The organism is Priestia aryabhattai (assembly GCF_023715685.1).
In the GTDB taxonomy this organism is placed as follows: Bacteria; Bacillota; Bacilli; order Bacillales; family Bacillaceae_H; genus Priestia; species Priestia aryabhattai_B.
Genome location: NZ_JAMBOQ010000002.1, coordinates 756,969 through 776,378, shown reverse-complemented (window position 1 = coordinate 776,378; position 19,410 = coordinate 756,969). Strand labels below are relative to the sequence as shown.

Below are 19,410 nucleotides of genomic sequence, written 5' to 3'. Positions count from 1 at the left end.
TTTAAAAGAGCTGAAAGAATCGTTTTCTCTCAGCCCGCCTTTTTTTATTATGCGTTCACTTTTTCAGCTTTTTTCAGTACTTTAAAAAATTCTTTCATAAATTTAGGTAAATCTGGCCAAGCTTGTCCTGTTACTAAGTTTCTGTCTACGTGAAGCGTCTGTTCAATAAACACAGCACCCGCCGCTTCTACTTCCGGACGACAAGCAGGATACGCTGTTACTTCTCTATCTTGCAGGTACTCTCTAACCGTCGTTAACACGAGCTGACCATGACAAATAACGCCTAAAGGTTTGTTTTCTTTTAAAAAATGAGCGGTAATTTCCCGAACTTTTGTGTTCAGTCGAATGTATTCAGGCGCCCGTCCTCCAGGAATAATAAGTCCATCATAATCAGCGGGATCAACTTCATCTACAGAAGCGTGAGAATCAATTTTATATCCTGTTTTCTCTGTGAATGTTTCCATTTCTGGAAGGAAATCATGAACAACCGTTTGGAGCTTCTTTTTCACGGGGGAAGCAATGGTACACTGAATATCTTCTTCTAAACAGCGATAATACGGATAGAAAACTTCTAAAGCTTCCACGGCATCTCCTGTTAAAATTAAGATTCGTTTACTCATCTTTCATCACCTTTTCTTTCTTAATGTCGTCATTTACTTCTTCTCTCCAGCTGCTTTCCATTCCTGCTTTTCCTTATATGAATAATAAAAAAAAACAGGGCCTTCATTCCTTTATCAGGGATGTCAGCCTTGCTTTTTATCTTGTAATCTTTTTAATTCAGCTGTTAATTCGATAAACCAAGCTTCGTCTTTCGTTAGCAGCGCGAGATCAATCAATGAAGAAATCTGCTCTTCGTGCGCCGTTTTTTGAAGGGGCAGCTTCTCTATTTTTTCATCCATCATGCCAATGGTTGTCCCCACCATTTTTTTATCATCACTTTTCACAACATTGATTAGTGCTGCTTTTTTAGACGGATTAATCGTTTTAATATATCCATATATAAGTTCCCCATCACGAGACTTTCCTTTGACCCAGTCGCCTACTTTTAAATTCTCTTCAAATAGCTTCACAGTCATTCTCCTTTCTTCATAAACATGCTAAAAGTTAATGTAACGGCATATAGTATTGTAGAAAGTAGTGTAATCATAATACTTACAGTTTAGAAAGTCAAAGAATCTGTTTTATAGCAAAAAGACAAGCTCTTACGAACTTGTCTTTTTATTTTTTATACTAGTCCAGTTAAACTGTAGATTCCAATGATTAAGAAACATGCAAGCGTTTTTATAACAGTGATGGCAAAAATATCTCGGTAGGACTGTTTGTGTGTTAACCCCGTAATTGCAAGAAGGGTAATAACGGCTCCGTTATGAGGAAGCGTATCCATACCGCCTGATGCCATCGCTACAACTCTGTGCATAACTTCGGGAGGAATGTTGTACTGATTAATAGCTTCTACATACTTATCTCCCATTGCACTAAGCGCAATTCCCATACCTCCAGAAGCAGAGCCTGTAATACCCGCTAAAATGTTTGTGGTGACGGCTCCATTGACAAGCGGATTTGTAAACGTATGTGAAATACCATCACGAACGGTTGCAAAGCCAGGAAGAGATGAAATAACGCCTCCAAAGCCGTACTCAGCTCCCGTGTTCATCGCAGCGAGAAGCGCTCCGCCAATACTTGCATTAAGACCTGCTTGGAAACCGGTGGTCACTCTCTTCCAGTCGTACGCAATCGTTGTAATAATTCCAATAACAAGCGCCAACTCCACTGACCAAATACCGACAACTGCAGTCAAATCTACTTTTCCGAAAGCTTCAAGGCCAATTTTGGCAAAATCAAAACCATCGGGATACCATTTTGGAATAGAAACAGTAAAAAATTTGTTCGCAACCCCTACAAGCACAAGAGGAACAAATGCAAGAATCTGTCTTGCTACGCTAGGTTCATAGTCGGGTGTCGTAGAAGGTACAGACTCTTTTTCTAGTTCTGCAGCAGCCGCTAGTTCATTATTAAATCCATAGTAGCCTTCTCCAGCTTTTCTTGCTTTTTTACTTCGGCTTTCTAAATACCAAAGACCTAAGCTAAAGACAATAACCGATCCGATAATCCCTAGTGTGGGAGCAGCATAGATGTCTGTTTTAAAAAAAGTCGTTGGAATAACGTTTTGAATTTGCGGTGTACCTGGAAGTGCATCCATGGTAAACGAAATGGCTCCTAATGCAATCGTTCCCGGTACTAATCGTTTTGGAATATTCGCTTCGCGGAATAAGTTAGCCGCAAACGGATAAACTGCAAACGCAACAACAAATAAACTTACTCCGCTGTAGGTTAAGATTGCCCCCATCAAAACAATAGCCAAGATCGCACGTTTAGCACCTACTACTTTAACAATTGTTTTTGCAATCGACTCAGCGACTCCAGACATTTCAACCATCTTCCCAAAGACAGCTCCTAATAGAAAGACAGGGAAGTAGTTCTTAATAAACCCAACCATTTTCTCCATAAAAACGTTTGAGAAAAACGGGAGGGCATAGCTTGGTTCCGTTAAAATAACGGCTAGCAGCGCACAAAGCGGAGCAAACAAAATAACTGAAAATCCGCGGTAAGCAACCAGCATCAAAAGCCCCAGAGACAGCAAAATAATCAGCAAATCCATAACGTTTCCCCTTTCATCCCTCATTCAATTTGTCTTGAATTTATCTTATTTTTTATAAATTGCAGACTCAAACTCATATTCATAGCACGTGTAATAAAGCTGGATAATTTCTTCTGCCGTCGGTACAACCGGATGGTTAGCAGGACTTCCGCTTTGAATCGCATCTGCTGCCATTTTCTCAACCGCCGTGTAAAATAGCTGTCGATCAATGCCCCACGATTGAAGATTAGGAATGTCTAAATCTATACAAAGCTGCTTAATGGCTTCAATTAACACATCTGCTCCTTCTTTTTTCGTATATGATACATTTGGAAAAAGAGCTTGTCCTATTTCACCTAAACGATCTATCGAGGCTTCTTTTGTATAGTCCAAAACCGCAGGTAGGAGCATCGCATTAGAAATACCGTGCGGCACATGGAATAACGCGCCAATAGGTCTTGACATACCGTGTACTAGAGCAACGGATGAATTTGAAAACGCCATTCCTGCCAACATAGAAGCATATGCCATTTCGTTTCTTGCTTGAACATTTTCTCCATTTCTGTACACAAGACGAATATTTTTCATAATTAACTCAATTGCTTGAAGCGCAAGTGAATCTGTAAAAGGATGTGCTTTTCTAGATAAATAAGCTTCAACTGCATGACTGAGTGCATCAATTCCTGTAGCTGCTGTCACGTGTTTCGGACATGATAGCGTTAATAACGGATCAACAATAGCTGTATCAGGCAATAATTGAGGCCTTGCGAGCATCATTTTCACATCGTACGCCGTGTCTGTAATAACCGTCGCTTTAGTCACTTCTGAGCCTGTTCCGGCAGTCGTAGGCACCGCAACCAAAGGAAGAGGGGTATCTTGAAAATCTTGTTGCTTTTGAAAATACGTGCGTAGATGCCCTTCATTAGTCATCATAACGGCAACCGCTTTTCCAGTATCGATACAGCTGCCTCCACCTAAAGCAATAACCACGTCGCACTGCTCCGTTTTACATACGGCAAGCGCTTCATCTAGATGAATATCCGTTGGCTCTGAATTTACGCCTGTATACACGGCACAGTCCATGCCAGCCTCTGCTAAGTAACGACGGCAAGTTTCTACATTGCCTGCTTTCACCATAATGTCATCACTTATAAGCAATGCCTTTGTTCCAAGCAGTGCAGACTGCTTGCCAATTTTAGAAAATGATCCTTCTCCGTATAAAACCGTGCGTGGTACAAGTAATTCATAAATTGCCACTGTTTTTCCTCCTTTGTTTTCTCGCTGACAATCTCTCCTTCCGTATTTTCATGCTGACTTATGTAAGCGATTTCATTTATTTGTGCAAGAAAACCAACATGAACTTCGTTTTTCTCCCCTATTTATTCTCTTTTTATATACCCCTTTCCTCTTTCATTCTAAAATTTCATCTTATATTTTTCAATCTTTTTTTGTAATTTTTTAAAAATTACAAAAAAAGCCAGAGGTATTCTCTGACTTTATCATTTAAATAAACTTTTGAACAGTATTATTTCGATTTAATTTATAAATAGACAGCAGGAAAAAAACGAGTGCAAATGCTAGTAAAATGCTGATGTTTAACCATAGGCTGCTTAAAGCAGCTCCTTGTTGAACACTTTTTAACGTACTTAGCACCCACGTTTGAGGAAGAAAATCGGCTATTTTCCGCATCACATCCGGCATAAATTCAGGCGGGAAAAAGCATCCGGACAGTAAACAAGTTGGCGTAATAATAAGCGTCTGAAGACCGTTCGCTGCTTTTGAACTTTCTGTAAAAGCAATAATCACAAGCGACAAGCCGATGGCTACTAGCCCAAACAGAACTAAAATAAAAAATAGCTGCCACACGGGAATGTTCATATCTACATGGAAAAGAGACGTAATACAAACAAGTGTAATCATTACTTGTAAAGTTAATAAAATCATGTTTGTAATAACATTGGATATCACGTATTGCCTTGCGCTAACTGGCGAAGCTAACAGTCTAAAATACGTTCGCTGCTCTTTTTCTTTTGTGATAAGAGCCGATAGATTCACCGCAGAAAAAAGCATAAACATAATTAAATACCCAATTGTCTGCTTGACAATGTTTTGATCGGTTCCTTTGTCTTCAAGTGCATGCGTAGACACGTGAAATGGCGCTTTTTGATAGCTCTCATACATTTGTTTAAACGCAGCATCGTTGCCGTCAGCTGCTTGATTAAGCGCAGAAATATTATCAATATATTGATACAAATAAGACTTAATAAAGCTCGTTACTTCTGCTCCTTTTATTGAAGTAATTGTAATATGATCTGGTTTGTTCGCTTTGACGCTTTCAGAAAACCCTTTTTCAAAGGTAATAACAGCATCAATTTGTTTTGAAGTAATTTCATGATCCACTTCTTTGTCGGTCAACATTTTGACATTTGTTTTGTGCAGCCCTTTTAAAAACTGAACAGTATCTTTTGTGATATCCGTTGAGTCGTGATTGACAACTCCGATATTCACCGAAGCTCCTCCTGCATTTCCATAAATAAGAACGGACATTAAAATACCTGCAATAGGCAAACCAATGACAAGCACAAGCGTTCTTTTGTTTCTAATCAGCATATTTCTCAGCATATTTGTTACAAGCCACATGATATTTTTCATGTTATAACCCCTCTCTCTTTCTCAAAAGCACAATTGCTATGCCCAAGAATAAAATAGAGAAGCCTACATTCAACCCAATAACTGGAAGAGAAGCGCCAATATCATTTGTATAAATCAATTTAATAAGTCCATTATTCATCCAAGTTAAAGGTGATACATTGACGAAGCCATCTCCAGATCCATTTTGAAAATAGGTTCCTCCCACAATACAAGACACTTGAATAACAACCATGATGATCGCTCTTGCCGCCGCTTCTGTCTTAGTAAGGTAGCTAACTCCTATCCCAAAACTAATGGCAAAAAGAATTTGAGATAATAACATCAACAGTACTAAAAGTAAATGATCTCCCCAGTTGGCATCAAAAAAGTATTTAGTCGACACAATCACGACTAATACACAAATCGAGTGAACCAAAACAGTACCTAAAATTTTCCCTACAAAAATTTCAGCGGTTTTTATCGGAGCGGCTACTAATCGATTGGCTGTATTTCGCATACGCTCTCCTCTAATTAAATAACTCGCTGAGATAGATCCGTACAAAACAATCATGGTTGTCATTGAAATGGCGTAGTAGTCTATTGAATTTGGCTGTTTTTGAGAATGAAGGGATGTTTCTTGAATATAGTCATGCTTAGACGCACGTAGCAGATTCTCCACTTGCTGAGGGTTTACTTTTGCCACTTCCATAGCCACATTGTACTTATCAACAAACGTACTTAACATACCTTGCACCATGTTAAATTCAATGCTGTTTTCTTCATTTCCGTAGAGATGAATTCCTTGGTCTTTCACTTCTACATAGGCTGTATAGCGCTGCTCTTTTACTTCTTTTTTTCCATCCTGATTTTTTTTCAGCGCTTTAAAGTGAATGCCAGATTTTTCTGCGTTTGCAGCAAACTGCTCAAAAGCAGCAGATGCTTCATTACTTGTGTCCATTTTGTATAGAACGTAACTGTCGTCTATCGTCATGTCGTTATTAAAAGCTTGAGACAAAGCTGTTCCTAAAATAAGGACAAGAGCTAACGGAAAGAGAATCATAAAGATAAAGGCACGCTTATCTCGCAGATCACTTTTCATTTCTTTCAAAGCAATTGCAATAACATTCATTCGTTATTCCTCCTTTCTTTTATAAATCTCTTAGACTGCGTCCTGTCAACGTGAGAAAGACCGTCTCTAAATTTGGCGCTTGTTCCTTAACTGCTTTAATTTCGATATGGTGGGTCATTAAATAATGAATGACTTTGTTCAAGTTATTCACTTCTGCACTTGAATTAATTTTAATGATTCCATCTTCATACGTAACGGCTGTTACTCCGGGAATTTCTTTTAGACCGCTGCAATCTATATCATCCGCTGCTTTTACTTCAATCCAAATATCTTTTGTATCGGTAATAATAGCTTTCAGCTGCTCTTTTGTTCCTTCAGCAATGATTTTGCCGTGATCAATAATCGCAATCTTTGTACATACCTCTTCTACTTCTTCCATATAGTGACTCGTATAAATAATCGTGCTTCCCATCTCATTTAGCTTTTTTACAGATGTTAAAATATAATTTCTTGACTGAGGATCAATGCCAACCGTCGGTTCATCCATAATGATAAGCTTGGGGCGATGAGCAATTGCGCATGCGATATTTAACCTTCTTTTCATACCTCCTGAAAAACTTTTCGGATATGCCTTTTGTTTATCTAAAAGCCCTACAAACGCTAAAGCTTCTTCGACTCGTTCGTTAAGCAATGAGCCTCTTAATCCGTAAAGCCCTGCAAAAAACTTCACATTTTCATATGCTGTTAAATCTTCATAAATCGCTAAGTCTTGCGGAACAATCCCAATGTTCATCTTTGCAAAATTTCGATGTTTCTTTATATTTTTCCCAAGCACTTCAATATCGCCGCTGTTGCTTTGAAGCAGACTAGCCACCATATGAATTGTTGTGCTTTTTCCTGCTCCGTTTGTTCCTAAAAATCCAAATATATCTCCTTCTTCTACTTGTAAAGATAAATTATCTACTGCAATAAAATCTCCGAATTTCTTTGTTAATTTTTGAATCGATAATACGTTCATCATCTCACCTCTAGTGTGTTGGTATATCCTTATTTTATGAAAAAAAGGCAAACTTACGTCAGTGCATAAGTTCACCTTTTTTCCATGAGAAATCTCATTATTTATGTATGAAGTTTCTCATCTATCGGCAACAGTGTTGTAACAGAAAATCCATTTGCCCCGTCAACAATCACCGTTCCGTTAATTGAGGCAGCTCGTTCTTCCATCCCTGCTATGCCAAGTCCTTTTTGAAACAAAAGAGCGCCTTTTCCATTGTCTTTCACTTCTACTTTGACCATTTTATTGAGTACATGAAGCTCAATGGCAATCATCGTTGCTTCTGCATATTTTAAGGCATTTGTAATAGCTTCTGTCATATTTTCCTGGATAATTTTCCACTGAAGAGGCGTAATAAGATCTAAATTACCTTTGTATACAAGAGGCATTGCTATACTATGTTTGGCCTCAAATTCACCAATAAATAATTTGAGCCTGCTGATTCCTATTTGCTCAGCTGGAGGCTTTATACTTTTTAACGTTAACCTAATTTCTTCAATGCCTTCTTTGGAAATCGTAATCGCATTTTGAAGAAGAGACAGCGCTTTTTCTTCATCTTGCTTCATTACGTGCTTTGCTGCCTCCATTTGAATAAGCGCCCCTGTCATTGAATGACCAATTTTATCATGAATTTCCTGCGATAGTCGATTTCGCTCTTCTAATTTTGAAGCATATTGAGACTGTCTCACATACTCCTTATTTTCATTTACGTGCTTTTGCAGTTTTTGCATACTTACTCTCATTTCATCGAGCTTTTGTTCATAATTGATTGTCCGTTTTTGATAAATGGTTACTCCTGTATAAATAAAGAAAGTAAACGCAGCGACTAAAGCATACAGCGCGCTAATATCAGAGGGAACAATCAGCGCTGGAAGCAAAACAACCAGCAGCACCATCCATTTTTTTGCGACTGATTCTCCAATAAGTTCACAAAGGTTTAGCGGCAAAAGAAGAAAAAACAAAGGGTGAAGCTTATACGCACAATATAGGATAAGGGCAATAGAGATAACAGCATACATGCGCTTGAACGCGCTTTTTTTCACAATAGATGCGGCAATATTAAAACAGCTGTAAAGAAGAAGTGCTAAAACAATAGCTGAGATCGAGTGTACATAATTAAACTGAATGTACGTAATAGCCAAAAACAGCATGAGGATGAGCTTAGTCATCATTAGTCCAACTTCCATAGCCCTACTTTCCTTTACCGGTTAAATAATAAATAGCAATTTGAGTGCGATGTTCGAGTCCCGTTTTACTTAAAATCGAACTAATATAGTTTGCTACGGTACCTTCTGAAATAAAAAGTGTTTTAGAAATTTCTTTATTTGAAAGCCCCTTGGCAATCAGCGTCATAATGCTTGTTTCACGCTCTGTAAACTGTGTCATATCCGCTTTGGACTCGCGCTCAGATGTAGCGTTTAAACTTGATTTAATCTTATCAAGCACAACATCTTGAAGAACCGTATGTCCGTTGAAGACACTTTTGATTGCGTCTCGAATACGCTCTGGTTCTGTATTTTTTAACAAGTAGCCTTTAGCCCCGTTTTTTACAGCATCAATAATATATTCATCGTCATCAAACGTAGTTAAAATAAGCGGCTTTGCTTTCGTAGACTCTGAAATAAGCTTTGTAGCCTCCACACCGTCCATAACAGGCATTCTTACATCTAACAATGCAATATCTACGGAATGATTTTTGCAATATTGAACGGCTTCCTGACCATCTTTTAAAGTAGCCACAACGTCGAATTCCTCGTATGTATTTAGGATAATTTTCATTCCTTCTCGAATAAACGAATTATCATCTGCAATAATAATAGTAATTTTCATTTCTGTAAGTGAGAACACCTCACCTTTTTTCACATCCTTCTTTAACATCCATCAGCATGCTTCTCATTTATTGTAGCCATAATAAACCAAAAGTTCAATGCGATAGTTTGCAGTCTTTTCTAAGCATTAAAAAAGAGTAAACCTTCGCAGATTTACTCTTTTTTCCCGTTACTTCTGCGCTAACTTGATTACCGTTTCTAAAAGTACATTTACACCTTTTTCGCATTCTTCCCAAGGAGTAAACTCTTCTTCACAGTGACTTTTTCCGTTTACGCTCGGAATAAAAATCATAGCTGTCGGAATATAGCTAGCTAAAAACTGTGCGTCATGTCCAGCTCCGCTTACCATTCGCTTATAGGAATAGCCAAGCGAACGAACGGATTCTTCCACTTCATCGCAAATGGTTTTATCGAACCAAACGGTATCGCGCCCCCAAAGCTTGGTGACTCGCACTTCGCAGCCTTCTAACAGCTCCGCTTGGTCAGGTAGTGACTGAATGACTTTTTCCACGGATGCAATGATGTCTTCATCCGTATGTCTCGCTTCAAGCGAAAAAATAACTTTATTTGGAATAACGGTATGAATATTAGGCAGTACGTTCATACGCCCCATTGTATAGACTAAATTTGAATCTAATCTGCCGAGCTCATGACGGGCTTTAGAAATTAAATTATTGGCGGCAAAAAGCGCGTCTTTTCGCATATCCATCGGCGTCGTGCCAGCGTGATCTGACTCCCCGGTAACTTCAATTTCATAGCATACCATTCCGAGCACACACTCGACTACGCCAATCGATTTGGCTTCTCTTTCTAAAATAGGCCCTTGTTCAATATGTAATTCCACAAATGCCGAGGCTTCCGTCAGACGGTTACTCGTATCACCTTCATATCCGCACGCTTGAAGCGCTTGCTCAAAGGTCACGCCGTCAACATCCGTCTTCTTCATCATAACGTCTTTTTGAAATTTGCCCGATAAAATACCTGAAGCCATCATAGAAGGCTCAAAACGTGCTCCTTCTTCATTCGTAAAGTTAACAATCGTAATCGGTACCTTCGGCTTAATATTATGTTCAACCAGCGTTCTTACTAATTCTAGTCCTGCAACTACACCGAGTATTCCGTCAAACCTTCCGCCTTTTTTTACGCTGTCCATGTGTGAGCCTATCACAACAGGCGGCTTATCTTCTAGTCCTTCATGCGTGGCGTAAATACATCCAAGGTCGTCGATTTTAATATCCATTCCAAGATCACGGCAGCATGAACAAAAATAGTCTCGTGCTAGCCGATCTTCTTCTGACAGCGCTAAGCGGGTTACGCCGTTATTCGGGGTTCGTCCATAATCGGCAAATCGTTCAAGCGTATTTTTTAACCTTTCTCCATTCACTGCTACTTTTTGTCGTTGCAACTCAACCACTCTCCTCATTATTTGGTTATAAAGTGCGTCTAAGATGCTGTGTTAATGAATATCATTCATTATGACATAAAATAGGCGATATCACTTGAAGTCTGTTAGAACTCCTTCCATTATTTTTATAATGAAAGTGCGCAGCTTGCCTTATGTATCTATTAGCTTCAAAAAGTAAATTTCCTGCTTTTTTCTATGAATAATGCACGCGTTATTTATGCATTTTTATTATAAAAATAGCGATAGGTTTTTTTCAAAAAAAAGAGAATTAGTTATTATACTAACTCTCCTCTACACACTTACTTTCTATTTGCTTTCTTCGCAATCGCAATCATTGTAGCCAAAACACCAACTGTAATAATCACAATAGCAATTACAGCAGTGGTAATAATAATTCCCGATGTTACTTCTGAAACACCCATTAGTCTACGTTCTCCTTTTATGCCTGACCTATTTATCTACATCAGCGTATTGGTCAGTTTATTCCTATTATATACGAACTTGTAAAGCGACGAAATATGTGACACATAATTGACATACTGTTTATATGTTTTCTTTTAATTCTACGTTTTATTTAAGAAAATACGGGAATAATTCAAACATATATAAGAAATACTCTTTATTTCTTTAAAGAAGTATTGTAATATAAATGTAACAATTGTAATACTAACAGCATGAATGTTACATATATTTCAATGAATGAGTAGGAGGGAAATGGAAATGAAAAAATTTGGAATAATCTTAGCATCACTTGCTCTTTTCTTTTCACTAAGCACAGGAGTTACAGCTCAAGCAGCCTCACAAAATCTATCAACGACTAATGCGGTAAAGATTGCAGCAAACGCAAGCAACCATTTCTGGAATGCACTTCATGGATCTAAAGGTAATTTATGTACTCAAAAAACATTTAATTATAAAGGCACTCAGTACTCATATCTTTGTCAAGATTTTAATACGAAAAGCAAACTTGTAAGCTATTTATCTGAAACTTTTACAAACAGTGCTATTCAAAAAGGATTAACAAACTATCGCTATATCACATATAATGGAAAGCTTGCTCGTCCTGTCGGTGACGGATTCAGTATGCTAGAGTGGAACAAATCAAAAGCAAAACTAACTTATCAGCGCGCCGATGTTCGCTCTTATCAATTTACGGTTCCAACGGTTGACGGAGGAAGTGTAAAACGCACCGTTACGTTTTATAAATCCGGTTCACAGTGGAAAGTAAATAAGTTTGATGCTGTACTATAACCAACACAAAAAACAAGGTCTTATAAGACCTTGTTTTTTTATGCTCTCTCTTCAGCTCTTTATCAAAGAAGTTTCACTTTATTTTCACCAACTCCCCTTATAGTATGGATACACACTACTACTTATTCGATACATTGTCATCGGAGGATCTTATATGAACATACTACAAAAAAGAACGGCTTTTATCGTAATGGCAGCTTTTCTTTTAGCATTCGTTTTCAGTATCGTTTCACTATCACACTATAAAGGAGAAGAACATTTATTTTCGATTCAGGAAAGTCATCAGTTAAAAAAGATTAATAATAGTATAGCTGCTCCTGATAATAATTCGAGGGATCATCGTCTCCCTTCAGGAAGCGGTCCCGCTTCGTCCAACAAGTCCGGAGAGCACGTGACGCCTTTTCATAATTTATCTATGGATAACGGCGCCGGAAGTCAAGGAGCTAATGAAGACTATAAAACACCGCTAGCTCTTTATACCGTGGGCTTTTTTATAGCAGCAGCTTTCGTTTACGGCTTATTAAAGAAAAAGAAATGGCATCATTCTATACGGCATTCTCGCATTATTTTATGGTCATTACTTGGCACTGGTTTATTTATTCGGATTGCGCTTATTCCGTGGGTAGGTTCTCATATGGATGCGTCCCTTTTCAAAAACTGGGCATCGGTTGCGGCCAATCATTTTTCAAATTTCTACGCTAAAAGCGGAAGCGATTATCCGCCGTTTTATATTTATATCTTGTTTATAGTTGGAAAAGTTAGCAGTTTACCGGATTTTCAGCAGTATTTTTCGCTGCTGATTAAAATTCCGCCTATTTTAGCAGATATCGTCACATCTTATTTACTCTATCGTTTAGCTCGTAAATACTTGGCATCTTCTTTTGCGTATTTGTTAGCAATTGGGTATTTATTTAATCCGGCCATTTTAATAAATTCAACGTTTTGGGGACAAGTCGATTCATTTTTCACTTTACTTATTGTCCTAGCGATTGTGATGATTACGGAAAAAAGAATTTACGCGTCAGCCGTTATTTTTACAGCAGCGGTCTTAATGAAGCCGCAAGCGATTATTATCCTGCCAATTTTGTTTTTCGAACTCATTCGTCTAAAGCAAGTGAAACATTTTTTCGGCATTGCTTTAACCGCGGCTTTCACTGCTACAGCGATTTTATTGCCTTTTTCAGTTGGAAAAAGTCCAACGTGGATTATTGATTTGTTTTCATCAACCATTGGAGAATACCCGTATGCTTCTGTTAACGCCTATAACTTCTTTAGTTTAATAGGCGCAAACTATAAAGACAGCTCTGCAACGCTGCTGTTTTTCAGCTATCATACGTGGGGACTTATTTTCATCGTCGCGACAACTGTTTTTTCATGGCTTATTTATATAAAAGGACGCAGCTTCAAATACGCCGCTCTTGCAGCGCTTATTCAAATTTCAGGAGTATTTACGTTTTCTTCAAGCATGCATGAACGCTACTTATTTCCAGCAACAGCGCTTGCTTTGCTCGCTTACATTTATTTAAAAGACAAAAGCTTGCTTTACTTATCCCTTGGATTTAGCATCAGTATTTTCATGAACACTTTTTTTGTTTTATACGGTGACAGCAACATGCAAAACAGCACGTCATATCCATTTTCTATGTTCGCTACGTCTATGCTGAACGTTTTGCTTGTTGTTTATTTAGTAAAAGTTGCTTGGAATTCGGTCCAAAAACGCACGGTTTTAAAAACCGCATAATGCAAAAAGCTCAGTGAGTATGATTGATCACTGAGCTTTTTACATAACAAGCGACATGCCTGGTGCGTCTTCTTCTCTTTCTTGAAATCCTAATTTTTTATAAAAATGATGCTTTCCTTTTGCTGCAAACAGCTGAATTGATTCAATTCCGCTTTCTCGGCATTTCGTTAACAGTTCTTCAATAATTTGCTTTCCAAGTCCTTTGTTTTGATATAATGGGTCTACCATCACGTCGCAAATAAGCGCTTGATAAATTCCGTCTGAAATCATACGACCGAATGCAATCAATTGTTCATTATCATAAATACCGACTCTAAACCAGCTGTTGACTGCCGCTTCAAACAGCTGTTCTTTTGTATAATTGCCTTTTTTATTTTTATGTAATCCGCTTGCTTCATGCAGAGCTGCAAACTGCTCAAATGGCGGAATCTCTTTTTTTGTTACGTAGGACACGTTCATTCTCCTCTCAATACCGTTGCTTTCTATATCTATATTTATACATCAAAAAGAATAATAATTCAACATTTTTATCTAGTTATCTTGTTACCCTTTCTTCAAATAAAAAAACTGCCAAACGGCAGTTTTTTAGGCTTGTAGTGATTTTTTTCGTTTTTTAAGATCAATTCCTGCAATAATAAGCAAAATTACCCCAAGAACAATCATGATTTTACTCATTGTTTCTAGCCACGCCGGTGCGCCTCCCGCAAGTAAAATGGCAAATCCAATGATATAAACCGGAAATCCAATGAGAAATCAGGGGGATTTTATCTTCGCTTTCTTCATATGTACGACCTCCTCTTTCTTTACAGATTCTATGTAGGCTGTATATGATGAGCATATCAGAAAAAATCGGAAACGACAAAGGAGACGAACGCATGTATACGTTGCCTCAAACATTTTGTGATACGATTACTCATCTTCACCCTCATAAAGCACAGCAGTGAATAAGCTGACTTTCCTCAGCTTATTCACTGCTGTGAACAGCGCTGGTGTATCAACATTCACAGCCACTTTCCTCTTTCTTACCACTTTGTTGCTCCTGCGCGTAAAGCAGATGGAAGCGAACTAGTTGTCAAACTTTTTGTAGAGCCTTCAGAGTTGCTTCATGAGCAAGAAGCACTGACAGCACTAGCTGGAGAGAACATGGTAAAGGTAGCGGACAGTGATGCTGAAAAAGGCATTTTACTGCTTGAAAAGCTATCTCCCGGATGCTCGCTTTCCTCTTTATCAACTAAAGACGAAACTACGTTAATAGCTGCTCGGCTCATGAAATCCTTATGGCGTGTGCCTCACTTAGACTCCACTATCGAAACAGCCGTTAAAAGAGAGAAACTGCTTCGAAAGTGTGTAGAAACGTACCCAAGCGGTATTGATTTTCTTTCTTCTGAAACGCTTCAAAGCGCACTAACTATTTTTGCTGAATTAAATCGCTCTTCTCAGCAGCTTTTCCTTCTTCACGGGGACTTGTACCATGATAATATCTTACAGTCTGGTGAGGATACGTGGAAAATAATCGATCCAAAAGGCTTAATTGGGGAAAAAGAGTACGAAATCATCCCTTTTCTCTTAAATCATTTGCCTAAGACAAACGTGGCAGAGACGATTGACCATCGAATCAATATATTTGTGGAGAAACTGAACCTAAGTAAAAAACGAGTTTTAATGTGGGGATACGCTCATTCTGTACTAGCCACGTACTGGTTAATAGAGGACCGCCAAGAAGCTACTTCTTTTTTAAGTGCCATAGAAGCATTTCAGCACTTATATGAGCACTAGTACGGATACAAAAAATAAGAGCCTAATTTGGGCTCTTATTTTTTGCATTTCTCTGCTACAAGCTCATAAGATTTTAACCGGTCAGCCGGATCGTGCGTAATGGTGACAAGCATTAGTTCATCCGCTCCGTAGTGTGCTTGAACTTCTTGAAGACGCACGTGCACTTCTTCTGGATTTCCAATAACCATGGCTTCTTTCATCTTCTTAATTTTTTTCTCTTCTTCTTCCGTAAGCGGGTAGCTAGCGGCTTCTTCAATAGAAGGTACACCTTTTGCTTCCATTTTATCCTGCTGAATTTTCCATACGAGTGAGCTCGTTGCGATGCGATGTGCTTGTTCGGTTGTTTCAGCGCAAATGACCGATACAGTGACAATCGCATAGGGCTGATCACCGCTTCGTCTTGGCTGAAATGCTTGCTTGTACTGATCAATAATAGCTGAACCGTCTTGTTCACTCATAAACTGACCAAACGTATAGGCCATTCCGTTTCTAGCGGCGAGCTCGGCACTTTTTTTACTTGTTCCAAGCAGCCAAGGTTCCGGAGAGACAGGCGGCAGCGGCGAAGCTGAAAGCTTTGCGTATTCATGTTCAGCCGGAAATTTATCGTCTAAAAACTGCAGAAGCTCTTTAACAAGTTCAGGCATTTTAAATACTTGCTGTAAAAAATTATCCGACAGCGCATTTGTTGCTTCAGCTGACCCTCCCGGCGCGCGTCCAATCCCTAGATCAATGCGCCCTGGAAACAGCGTTGCCAGCATGTTATAGGTTTCCGCTACTTTATACGGCTTGTAGTGAGGCAGCAGCACCGCTCCCGACCCAATTCGAATAGTTTCTGTCTGTGCGCCGATATAGCCAAGCATCACTTCAGGAGCCGAACAGGCAAGTCCAGACAAATCATGATGCTCTGCAATCCAGTAGCGCTCATAGCCAAGCTTGTCACCAGCTTTGGCCAGCTGCATTGATGCTTCTAACGCTTCAGCTGGCGTCTGATGAGATGAAATGGGAGATTGGTCGAGTATACTTACTTTCATCACGCATCTGCTCCTTATTCGTTCACTTCAATTAAACTTAATGAAAAATCCCCTACCTGTCCTTTTTCATATAAATTTGTAAAAGACGTGGAGTACTGATGAATCGTTCCTTGGAAATCTAAGTCTTCTTCCGGCACATTCACATGAAAAGTACCTTTATACAACAGTGTGGTAATATCATGATATTCCTCACTGGTTACTTTAAAATCAACTGAAATTTTCGTTTTGCCTTTTACAATCTCTTGTTCATAGCTGTAAATTTGAATAGGCGTATCATTTAATACAATTTCTTGTACCACGTTAAATCGTCTCCTTTTTTAGTGCGTATGAAAAATAATAGCACTTGAAGAAGTCATGAGCAAATAAAAGAGCTTCTTTTTGCTCATACAAAAAAAGCATGGCTTCTTGCCATGCTTTTAGTCCGAAAACGATATTATACGCGCTTTGTACGCGTGCGTTTGAACACGAAATAAAGAACAATAATAACAAATGCCGCAACCACAAACGGCAGCGTATATTTGCTTGCTACGTCTTCAATGTTCGCCCAGTTCTCGCCCAGCTTTCCGCCTAAGTAAATAAATAAAATCGACCAAGGAATCATCGCTAACACGGTTAAAGACGTAAATTTCCAAAACGGCATTTTAGCAATACCTGCAGGGATCGAAATCGCATGTCGAACAACCGGTACAAAACGAGCAGAGAAAACAACACCCGCACCGTATTTATTAAACCAGTTTTCCGCAAGATCAATATGCTTATCATGAATGAATAAGTACTTCCCGTATTTTTGAAGAAACGGACGTCCTCCGTAGGCTCCAATCCAATATAAAAACCACTGTGCAATCGTTCCGCCAATAATTCCAGCAATGACTGCTCCAGGAAAACTAATCATGCCTTGAGAAATCATATACCCCCCGTAGGCTAGTACAATTTCACTTGGAATGATTTCAATCATTAAGCCGAGCGCAATACCTAAATAGCCAAGGCTCGTTAGAAAATCCAAAATACTCGTAATAAATGAACTCACCTTTAATCACCTTACTCATTCTTTAATAATTTTACACTACTACTATATTCCAACCATCAGTATAAAAGGAAACTATGAACTCATTATGAACAGCTTACTTCCCTGCTGACTGCCGGTATTTTTTCGGCAGCTCATGCGTATGCAGATCTGCTAGGCGGACCGGAATCGGAAGCTTACTTTCTTTTGAGATAAAATGCATCATGAGCTGATACGACATGTCCAAATCAATATAATTTCCGCACGACAGAAAAATAGGTTTTACCCCTTTTGCCGTCCTTACTACTCTACCATAAACTTCGTCATCAATCACAATATCTTCATAAGCGCCTGCTGAAGCGTCCGGCATAACGTAATCATGTCCATTGATTTTCAAATAGCTTTTCCCAATTCCCACGGTAGGTTTATTGAGAAAAAACGAAGCATGTGTGGCTACTCCCATGTGCTCATAGTGCAAATATCCGTTGCCATCAAATAAAAACACATCGGGCTCTATTTGAAGTTTTTTAGCCGCTTCAAGAATTAAAGGAAGCTCTCGAAAAGCTAGAAACCCAGGAAGATAAGGAACGGTTACTTCTCCTACACTGTGCACTTTTTCCACAACGTTTTTCATCTGATAATCAACCACTACAATGCTGCACGCTCCGTAGGATACGCCGTTTTCCTCCCAATACGCAACATCAACACCAGCACAGTTATGTATATGCGTCATTTTGACGCGTGATGTTAAATCGATTTGTGCTTTTAGCTTTTGCTGAAGCGTCCGGCACTCCTCTTTTGTTTGCATCGTAAACGTATGTATGTACTGAATATCCATGTTTCATTCCTTTCATTGACTGACTAAACTATTATACAACTATTTTCTAAGAAATTCCTATTCTTTTTTTCACGCCTTTTATTATAGCTCTGTTTCCTTAAAATTTGATTAAATTTACTATTCTTTTACGCATTTTTTGTAAACATCACTATGAAAAAGTCCCTATTTTTCTTTACGAAATGTCAACGCTTTCTACATACTTTCTCTATATCAGTATCACATTTTTTCGTTACGCTATTTCTATACCAACGCATAGGAGAGAAACGTAATGAAAAAATATTTAGCTGGTCTAAGCGCAGTCGCTTTGTTATGCTGTTCAATCGCCTCTTCTGCTTTTGCACGCACGGAAGAAAAACTCACAAACATTGCGCATCGAGGAGCCTCTGCTTACGCACCTGAAAATACAATGGCTGCTTTTCACCAAGCGCTAGAAATGAATGCTGACTACATTGAACTTGACGTGCAGCAAAGCAAAGACGGTGTACTCGTTATTATGCATGACCGTACCGTAGACCGAACGACAAACGGAAGCGGACACGTTCGAGAGTTAACGTACGCTGAGCTTCAGCGCTTGGATGCAGGAAGCTGGAAAAATGATTCTTTTGCAAATGAAAAAATTCCAACTCTTTCACAAGTGTTAGATGAATTTCAAGGAAAAATCGGTATATTAATAGAGTTAAAAGCCCCGGAACTTTATTCTGGAATTGAAAGAAAAGTAGCTTTTGAAATCAACAAACGACAGCTCGATCACGTTATCATTCAGTCTTTTAACGTTTCGTCCATGAAAAAAATGCATGAGCTTCTCCCAAACGTTCCTATAGGCATACTAACTTCTTCAGAACAAGATGCAAACCCAAACTCAATCCAGCAATTTGCCGCCTTTGCCACTTACTTTAACCCGTCTTATGACATACTAACGCCTACTCTCATCCACCAAGTCCATTCTGCCGGAATGAAAATATCACCGTGGTCTGGAAACAAGCGGCTTCCCGCTTCATTTTTGTGGAAAACAAAAAGTGACGGAGTGATTACGAATTATCCGGATGAAGTGAATTGGGTGCAAACATCAACAAAAATAGGGAAGACCATTCACGCAAGCTCCGCGAGTCACACTGCTCGCTTAGTTGCTATGAAAAAGTAATAG

At 38.8% G+C, this 19,410-nt stretch carries 20 protein-coding genes; 4 read left to right on the top strand and 16 right to left on the bottom strand.

All coding sequences use genetic code 11. The features are described from left to right. Window positions 1-47 precede the first annotated feature (47 nt). The 11 genes from M3225_RS10855 to M3225_RS29535 all read right to left on the bottom strand — a co-directional run bounded on the left by M3225_RS10855 (window position 48) and on the right by M3225_RS29535 (window position 11,048). A complete protein-coding gene (locus tag M3225_RS10855) occupies window positions 48-620 on the bottom strand; it encodes a DJ-1/PfpI family protein (RefSeq protein WP_251393275.1) in 573 nt (190 codons plus the stop codon). Between the two features lie 123 nt (window positions 621-743). Continuing rightward, window positions 744-1,076, bottom strand: a complete 333-nt coding sequence (locus M3225_RS10850; protein ID WP_251393274.1) for an IDEAL domain-containing protein — start codon at window positions 1,074-1,076, stop codon at window positions 744-746. Between the two features lie 149 nt (window positions 1,077-1,225). Next, on the bottom strand, window positions 1,226-2,659 hold the full coding sequence (locus M3225_RS10845) for a GntP family permease (protein WP_116071817.1): 1,434 nt from the start codon (window positions 2,657-2,659) through the stop codon (window positions 1,226-1,228). 45 nt (window positions 2,660-2,704) lie between these two features. Beyond that, window positions 2,705-3,895, bottom strand: coding sequence for an iron-containing alcohol dehydrogenase (locus M3225_RS10840; RefSeq protein ID WP_251393273.1), 1,191 nt, complete (start codon window positions 3,893-3,895; stop codon window positions 2,705-2,707). Window positions 3,896-4,141: 246 nt separating this feature from the next. After that, window positions 4,142-5,290 carry an ABC transporter permease gene (locus tag M3225_RS10835; RefSeq protein WP_251393272.1) on the bottom strand — a complete coding sequence of 383 codons (1,149 nt, stop codon included), beginning with the start codon at window positions 5,288-5,290 and terminating at the stop codon, window positions 4,142-4,144. 1 nt (window position 5,291) lies between these two features. Further along, window positions 5,292-6,398: an ABC transporter permease gene (locus tag M3225_RS10830; protein ID WP_251393271.1), complete on the bottom strand. Its 1,107-nt coding sequence runs from the start codon at window positions 6,396-6,398 to the stop codon at window positions 5,292-5,294. 19 nt (window positions 6,399-6,417) lie between these two features. After that, window positions 6,418-7,356 (bottom strand): ABC transporter ATP-binding protein, encoded by a 939-nt coding sequence (locus M3225_RS10825; RefSeq protein WP_029322178.1) that lies wholly within the window; start codon window positions 7,354-7,356, stop codon window positions 6,418-6,420. 101 nt (window positions 7,357-7,457) lie between these two features. Next, window positions 7,458-8,579, bottom strand: a complete 1,122-nt coding sequence (locus tag M3225_RS10820; RefSeq protein ID WP_251393270.1) for a sensor histidine kinase — start codon at window positions 8,577-8,579, stop codon at window positions 7,458-7,460. Window positions 8,580-8,583: 4 nt separating this feature from the next. Further along, window positions 8,584-9,222 (bottom strand): response regulator, encoded by a 639-nt coding sequence (locus M3225_RS10815; RefSeq protein WP_251394380.1) that lies wholly within the window; start codon window positions 9,220-9,222, stop codon window positions 8,584-8,586. Window positions 9,223-9,390: 168 nt separating this feature from the next. Next, window positions 9,391-10,626, bottom strand: a complete 1,236-nt coding sequence (locus M3225_RS10810) for a Zn-dependent hydrolase (protein WP_251393269.1) — start codon at window positions 10,624-10,626, stop codon at window positions 9,391-9,393. 299 nt (window positions 10,627-10,925) lie between these two features. Further along, window positions 10,926-11,048: a hypothetical protein gene (locus M3225_RS29535; protein ID WP_285885471.1), complete on the bottom strand. Its 123-nt coding sequence runs from the start codon at window positions 11,046-11,048 to the stop codon at window positions 10,926-10,928. Window positions 11,049-11,340: 292 nt separating this feature from the next. Between M3225_RS29535 and M3225_RS10805 the strand changes: the two genes are divergently transcribed. Next, on the top strand, window positions 11,341-11,877 hold the full coding sequence (locus tag M3225_RS10805; RefSeq protein WP_308215729.1) for an IseA DL-endopeptidase inhibitor family protein: 537 nt from the start codon (window positions 11,341-11,343) through the stop codon (window positions 11,875-11,877). A gap of 154 nt (window positions 11,878-12,031) precedes the next feature. Beyond that, a complete protein-coding gene (locus tag M3225_RS10800; protein WP_251393267.1) occupies window positions 12,032-13,618 on the top strand; it encodes a glycosyltransferase family 39 protein in 1,587 nt (528 codons plus the stop codon). 39 nt (window positions 13,619-13,657) lie between these two features. On the opposite strand, the gene M3225_RS10795 is transcribed toward M3225_RS10800, so the two are convergent. Next, entirely contained in the window at window positions 13,658-14,077 is a 420-nt protein-coding gene (locus M3225_RS10795; RefSeq protein WP_251393266.1) for a GNAT family N-acetyltransferase, read from the bottom strand. Window positions 14,078-14,584: 507 nt separating this feature from the next. Here M3225_RS10795 and M3225_RS10790 point away from each other — a divergent pair. After that, window positions 14,585-15,394: an aminoglycoside phosphotransferase family protein gene (locus M3225_RS10790; protein ID WP_308215738.1), complete on the top strand. Its 810-nt coding sequence runs from the start codon at window positions 14,585-14,587 to the stop codon at window positions 15,392-15,394. Between the two features lie 35 nt (window positions 15,395-15,429). Here the strand turns inward: M3225_RS10790 and M3225_RS10785 are convergent, their stop codons facing one another. The 4 genes from M3225_RS10785 to M3225_RS10770 form a co-directional block, all read right to left on the bottom strand. Next, window positions 15,430-16,425, bottom strand: a complete 996-nt coding sequence (locus M3225_RS10785) for an LLM class flavin-dependent oxidoreductase (RefSeq protein WP_251393265.1) — start codon at window positions 16,423-16,425, stop codon at window positions 15,430-15,432. Window positions 16,426-16,439: 14 nt separating this feature from the next. Then, on the bottom strand, window positions 16,440-16,724 hold the full coding sequence (locus M3225_RS10780; RefSeq protein WP_251393264.1) for a DUF3219 family protein: 285 nt from the start codon (window positions 16,722-16,724) through the stop codon (window positions 16,440-16,442). A gap of 134 nt (window positions 16,725-16,858) precedes the next feature. After that, on the bottom strand, window positions 16,859-17,452 hold the full coding sequence (locus M3225_RS10775) for a DedA family protein (RefSeq protein WP_014459791.1): 594 nt from the start codon (window positions 17,450-17,452) through the stop codon (window positions 16,859-16,861). A 94-nt stretch (window positions 17,453-17,546) separates the two neighbouring features. Continuing rightward, a complete protein-coding gene (locus tag M3225_RS10770; protein ID WP_251393263.1) occupies window positions 17,547-18,266 on the bottom strand; it encodes an endonuclease V in 720 nt (239 codons plus the stop codon). A 268-nt stretch (window positions 18,267-18,534) separates the two neighbouring features. Here M3225_RS10770 and M3225_RS10765 point away from each other — a divergent pair, with 268 nt between their 5' ends. Then, the gene (locus tag M3225_RS10765; protein ID WP_251393262.1) at window positions 18,535-19,407 is read left to right on the top strand and encodes a glycerophosphodiester phosphodiesterase; all 873 of its coding nucleotides are present in this window, start codon (window positions 18,535-18,537) and stop codon (window positions 19,405-19,407) included. The last annotated feature ends 3 nt before the right edge of the window (window positions 19,408-19,410 follow it).

What these genes read in the sequence shown, in the direction of transcription:
- M3225_RS10825 (WP_029322178.1), bottom strand. Translation starts at nt 7,356, where the DNA reads ATGAACGTATTATCGATTCAAAAATTAACAAAGAAATTCGGAGATTTT.
- M3225_RS10795 (WP_251393266.1), bottom strand. Translation starts at nt 14,077, where the DNA reads ATGAACGTGTCCTACGTAACAAAAAAAGAGATTCCGCCATTTGAGCAG.
- M3225_RS10815 (WP_251394380.1), bottom strand. Translation starts at nt 9,222, where the DNA reads ATGAAAATTACTATTATTATTGCAGATGATAATTCGTTTATTCGAGAA.
- M3225_RS10855 (WP_251393275.1), bottom strand. Translation starts at nt 620, where the DNA reads ATGAGTAAACGAATCTTAATTTTAACAGGAGATGCCGTGGAAGCTTTA.
- M3225_RS10820 (WP_251393270.1), bottom strand. Translation starts at nt 8,579, where the DNA reads ATGGAAGTTGGACTAATGATGACTAAGCTCATCCTCATGCTGTTTTTG.
- M3225_RS10830 (WP_251393271.1), bottom strand. Translation starts at nt 6,398, where the DNA reads ATGAATGTTATTGCAATTGCTTTGAAAGAAATGAAAAGTGATCTGCGA.
- M3225_RS29535 (WP_285885471.1), bottom strand. Translation starts at nt 11,048, where the DNA reads ATGGGTGTTTCAGAAGTAACATCGGGAATTATTATTACCACTGCTGTA.
- M3225_RS10805 (WP_308215729.1), top strand. Translation starts at nt 11,341, where the DNA reads ATGGAAATGAAAAAATTTGGAATAATCTTAGCATCACTTGCTCTTTTC.
- M3225_RS10800 (WP_251393267.1), top strand. Translation starts at nt 12,032, where the DNA reads ATGAACATACTACAAAAAAGAACGGCTTTTATCGTAATGGCAGCTTTT.
- M3225_RS10770 (WP_251393263.1), bottom strand. Translation starts at nt 18,266, where the DNA reads ATGGATATTCAGTACATACATACGTTTACGATGCAAACAAAAGAGGAG.
- M3225_RS10785 (WP_251393265.1), bottom strand. Translation starts at nt 16,425, where the DNA reads ATGAAAGTAAGTATACTCGACCAATCTCCCATTTCATCTCATCAGACG.
- M3225_RS10845 (WP_116071817.1), bottom strand. Translation starts at nt 2,659, where the DNA reads ATGGATTTGCTGATTATTTTGCTGTCTCTGGGGCTTTTGATGCTGGTT.
- M3225_RS10850 (WP_251393274.1), bottom strand. Translation starts at nt 1,076, where the DNA reads ATGACTGTGAAGCTATTTGAAGAGAATTTAAAAGTAGGCGACTGGGTC.
- M3225_RS10765 (WP_251393262.1), top strand. Translation starts at nt 18,535, where the DNA reads ATGAAAAAATATTTAGCTGGTCTAAGCGCAGTCGCTTTGTTATGCTGT.
- M3225_RS10835 (WP_251393272.1), bottom strand. Translation starts at nt 5,290, where the DNA reads ATGAAAAATATCATGTGGCTTGTAACAAATATGCTGAGAAATATGCTG.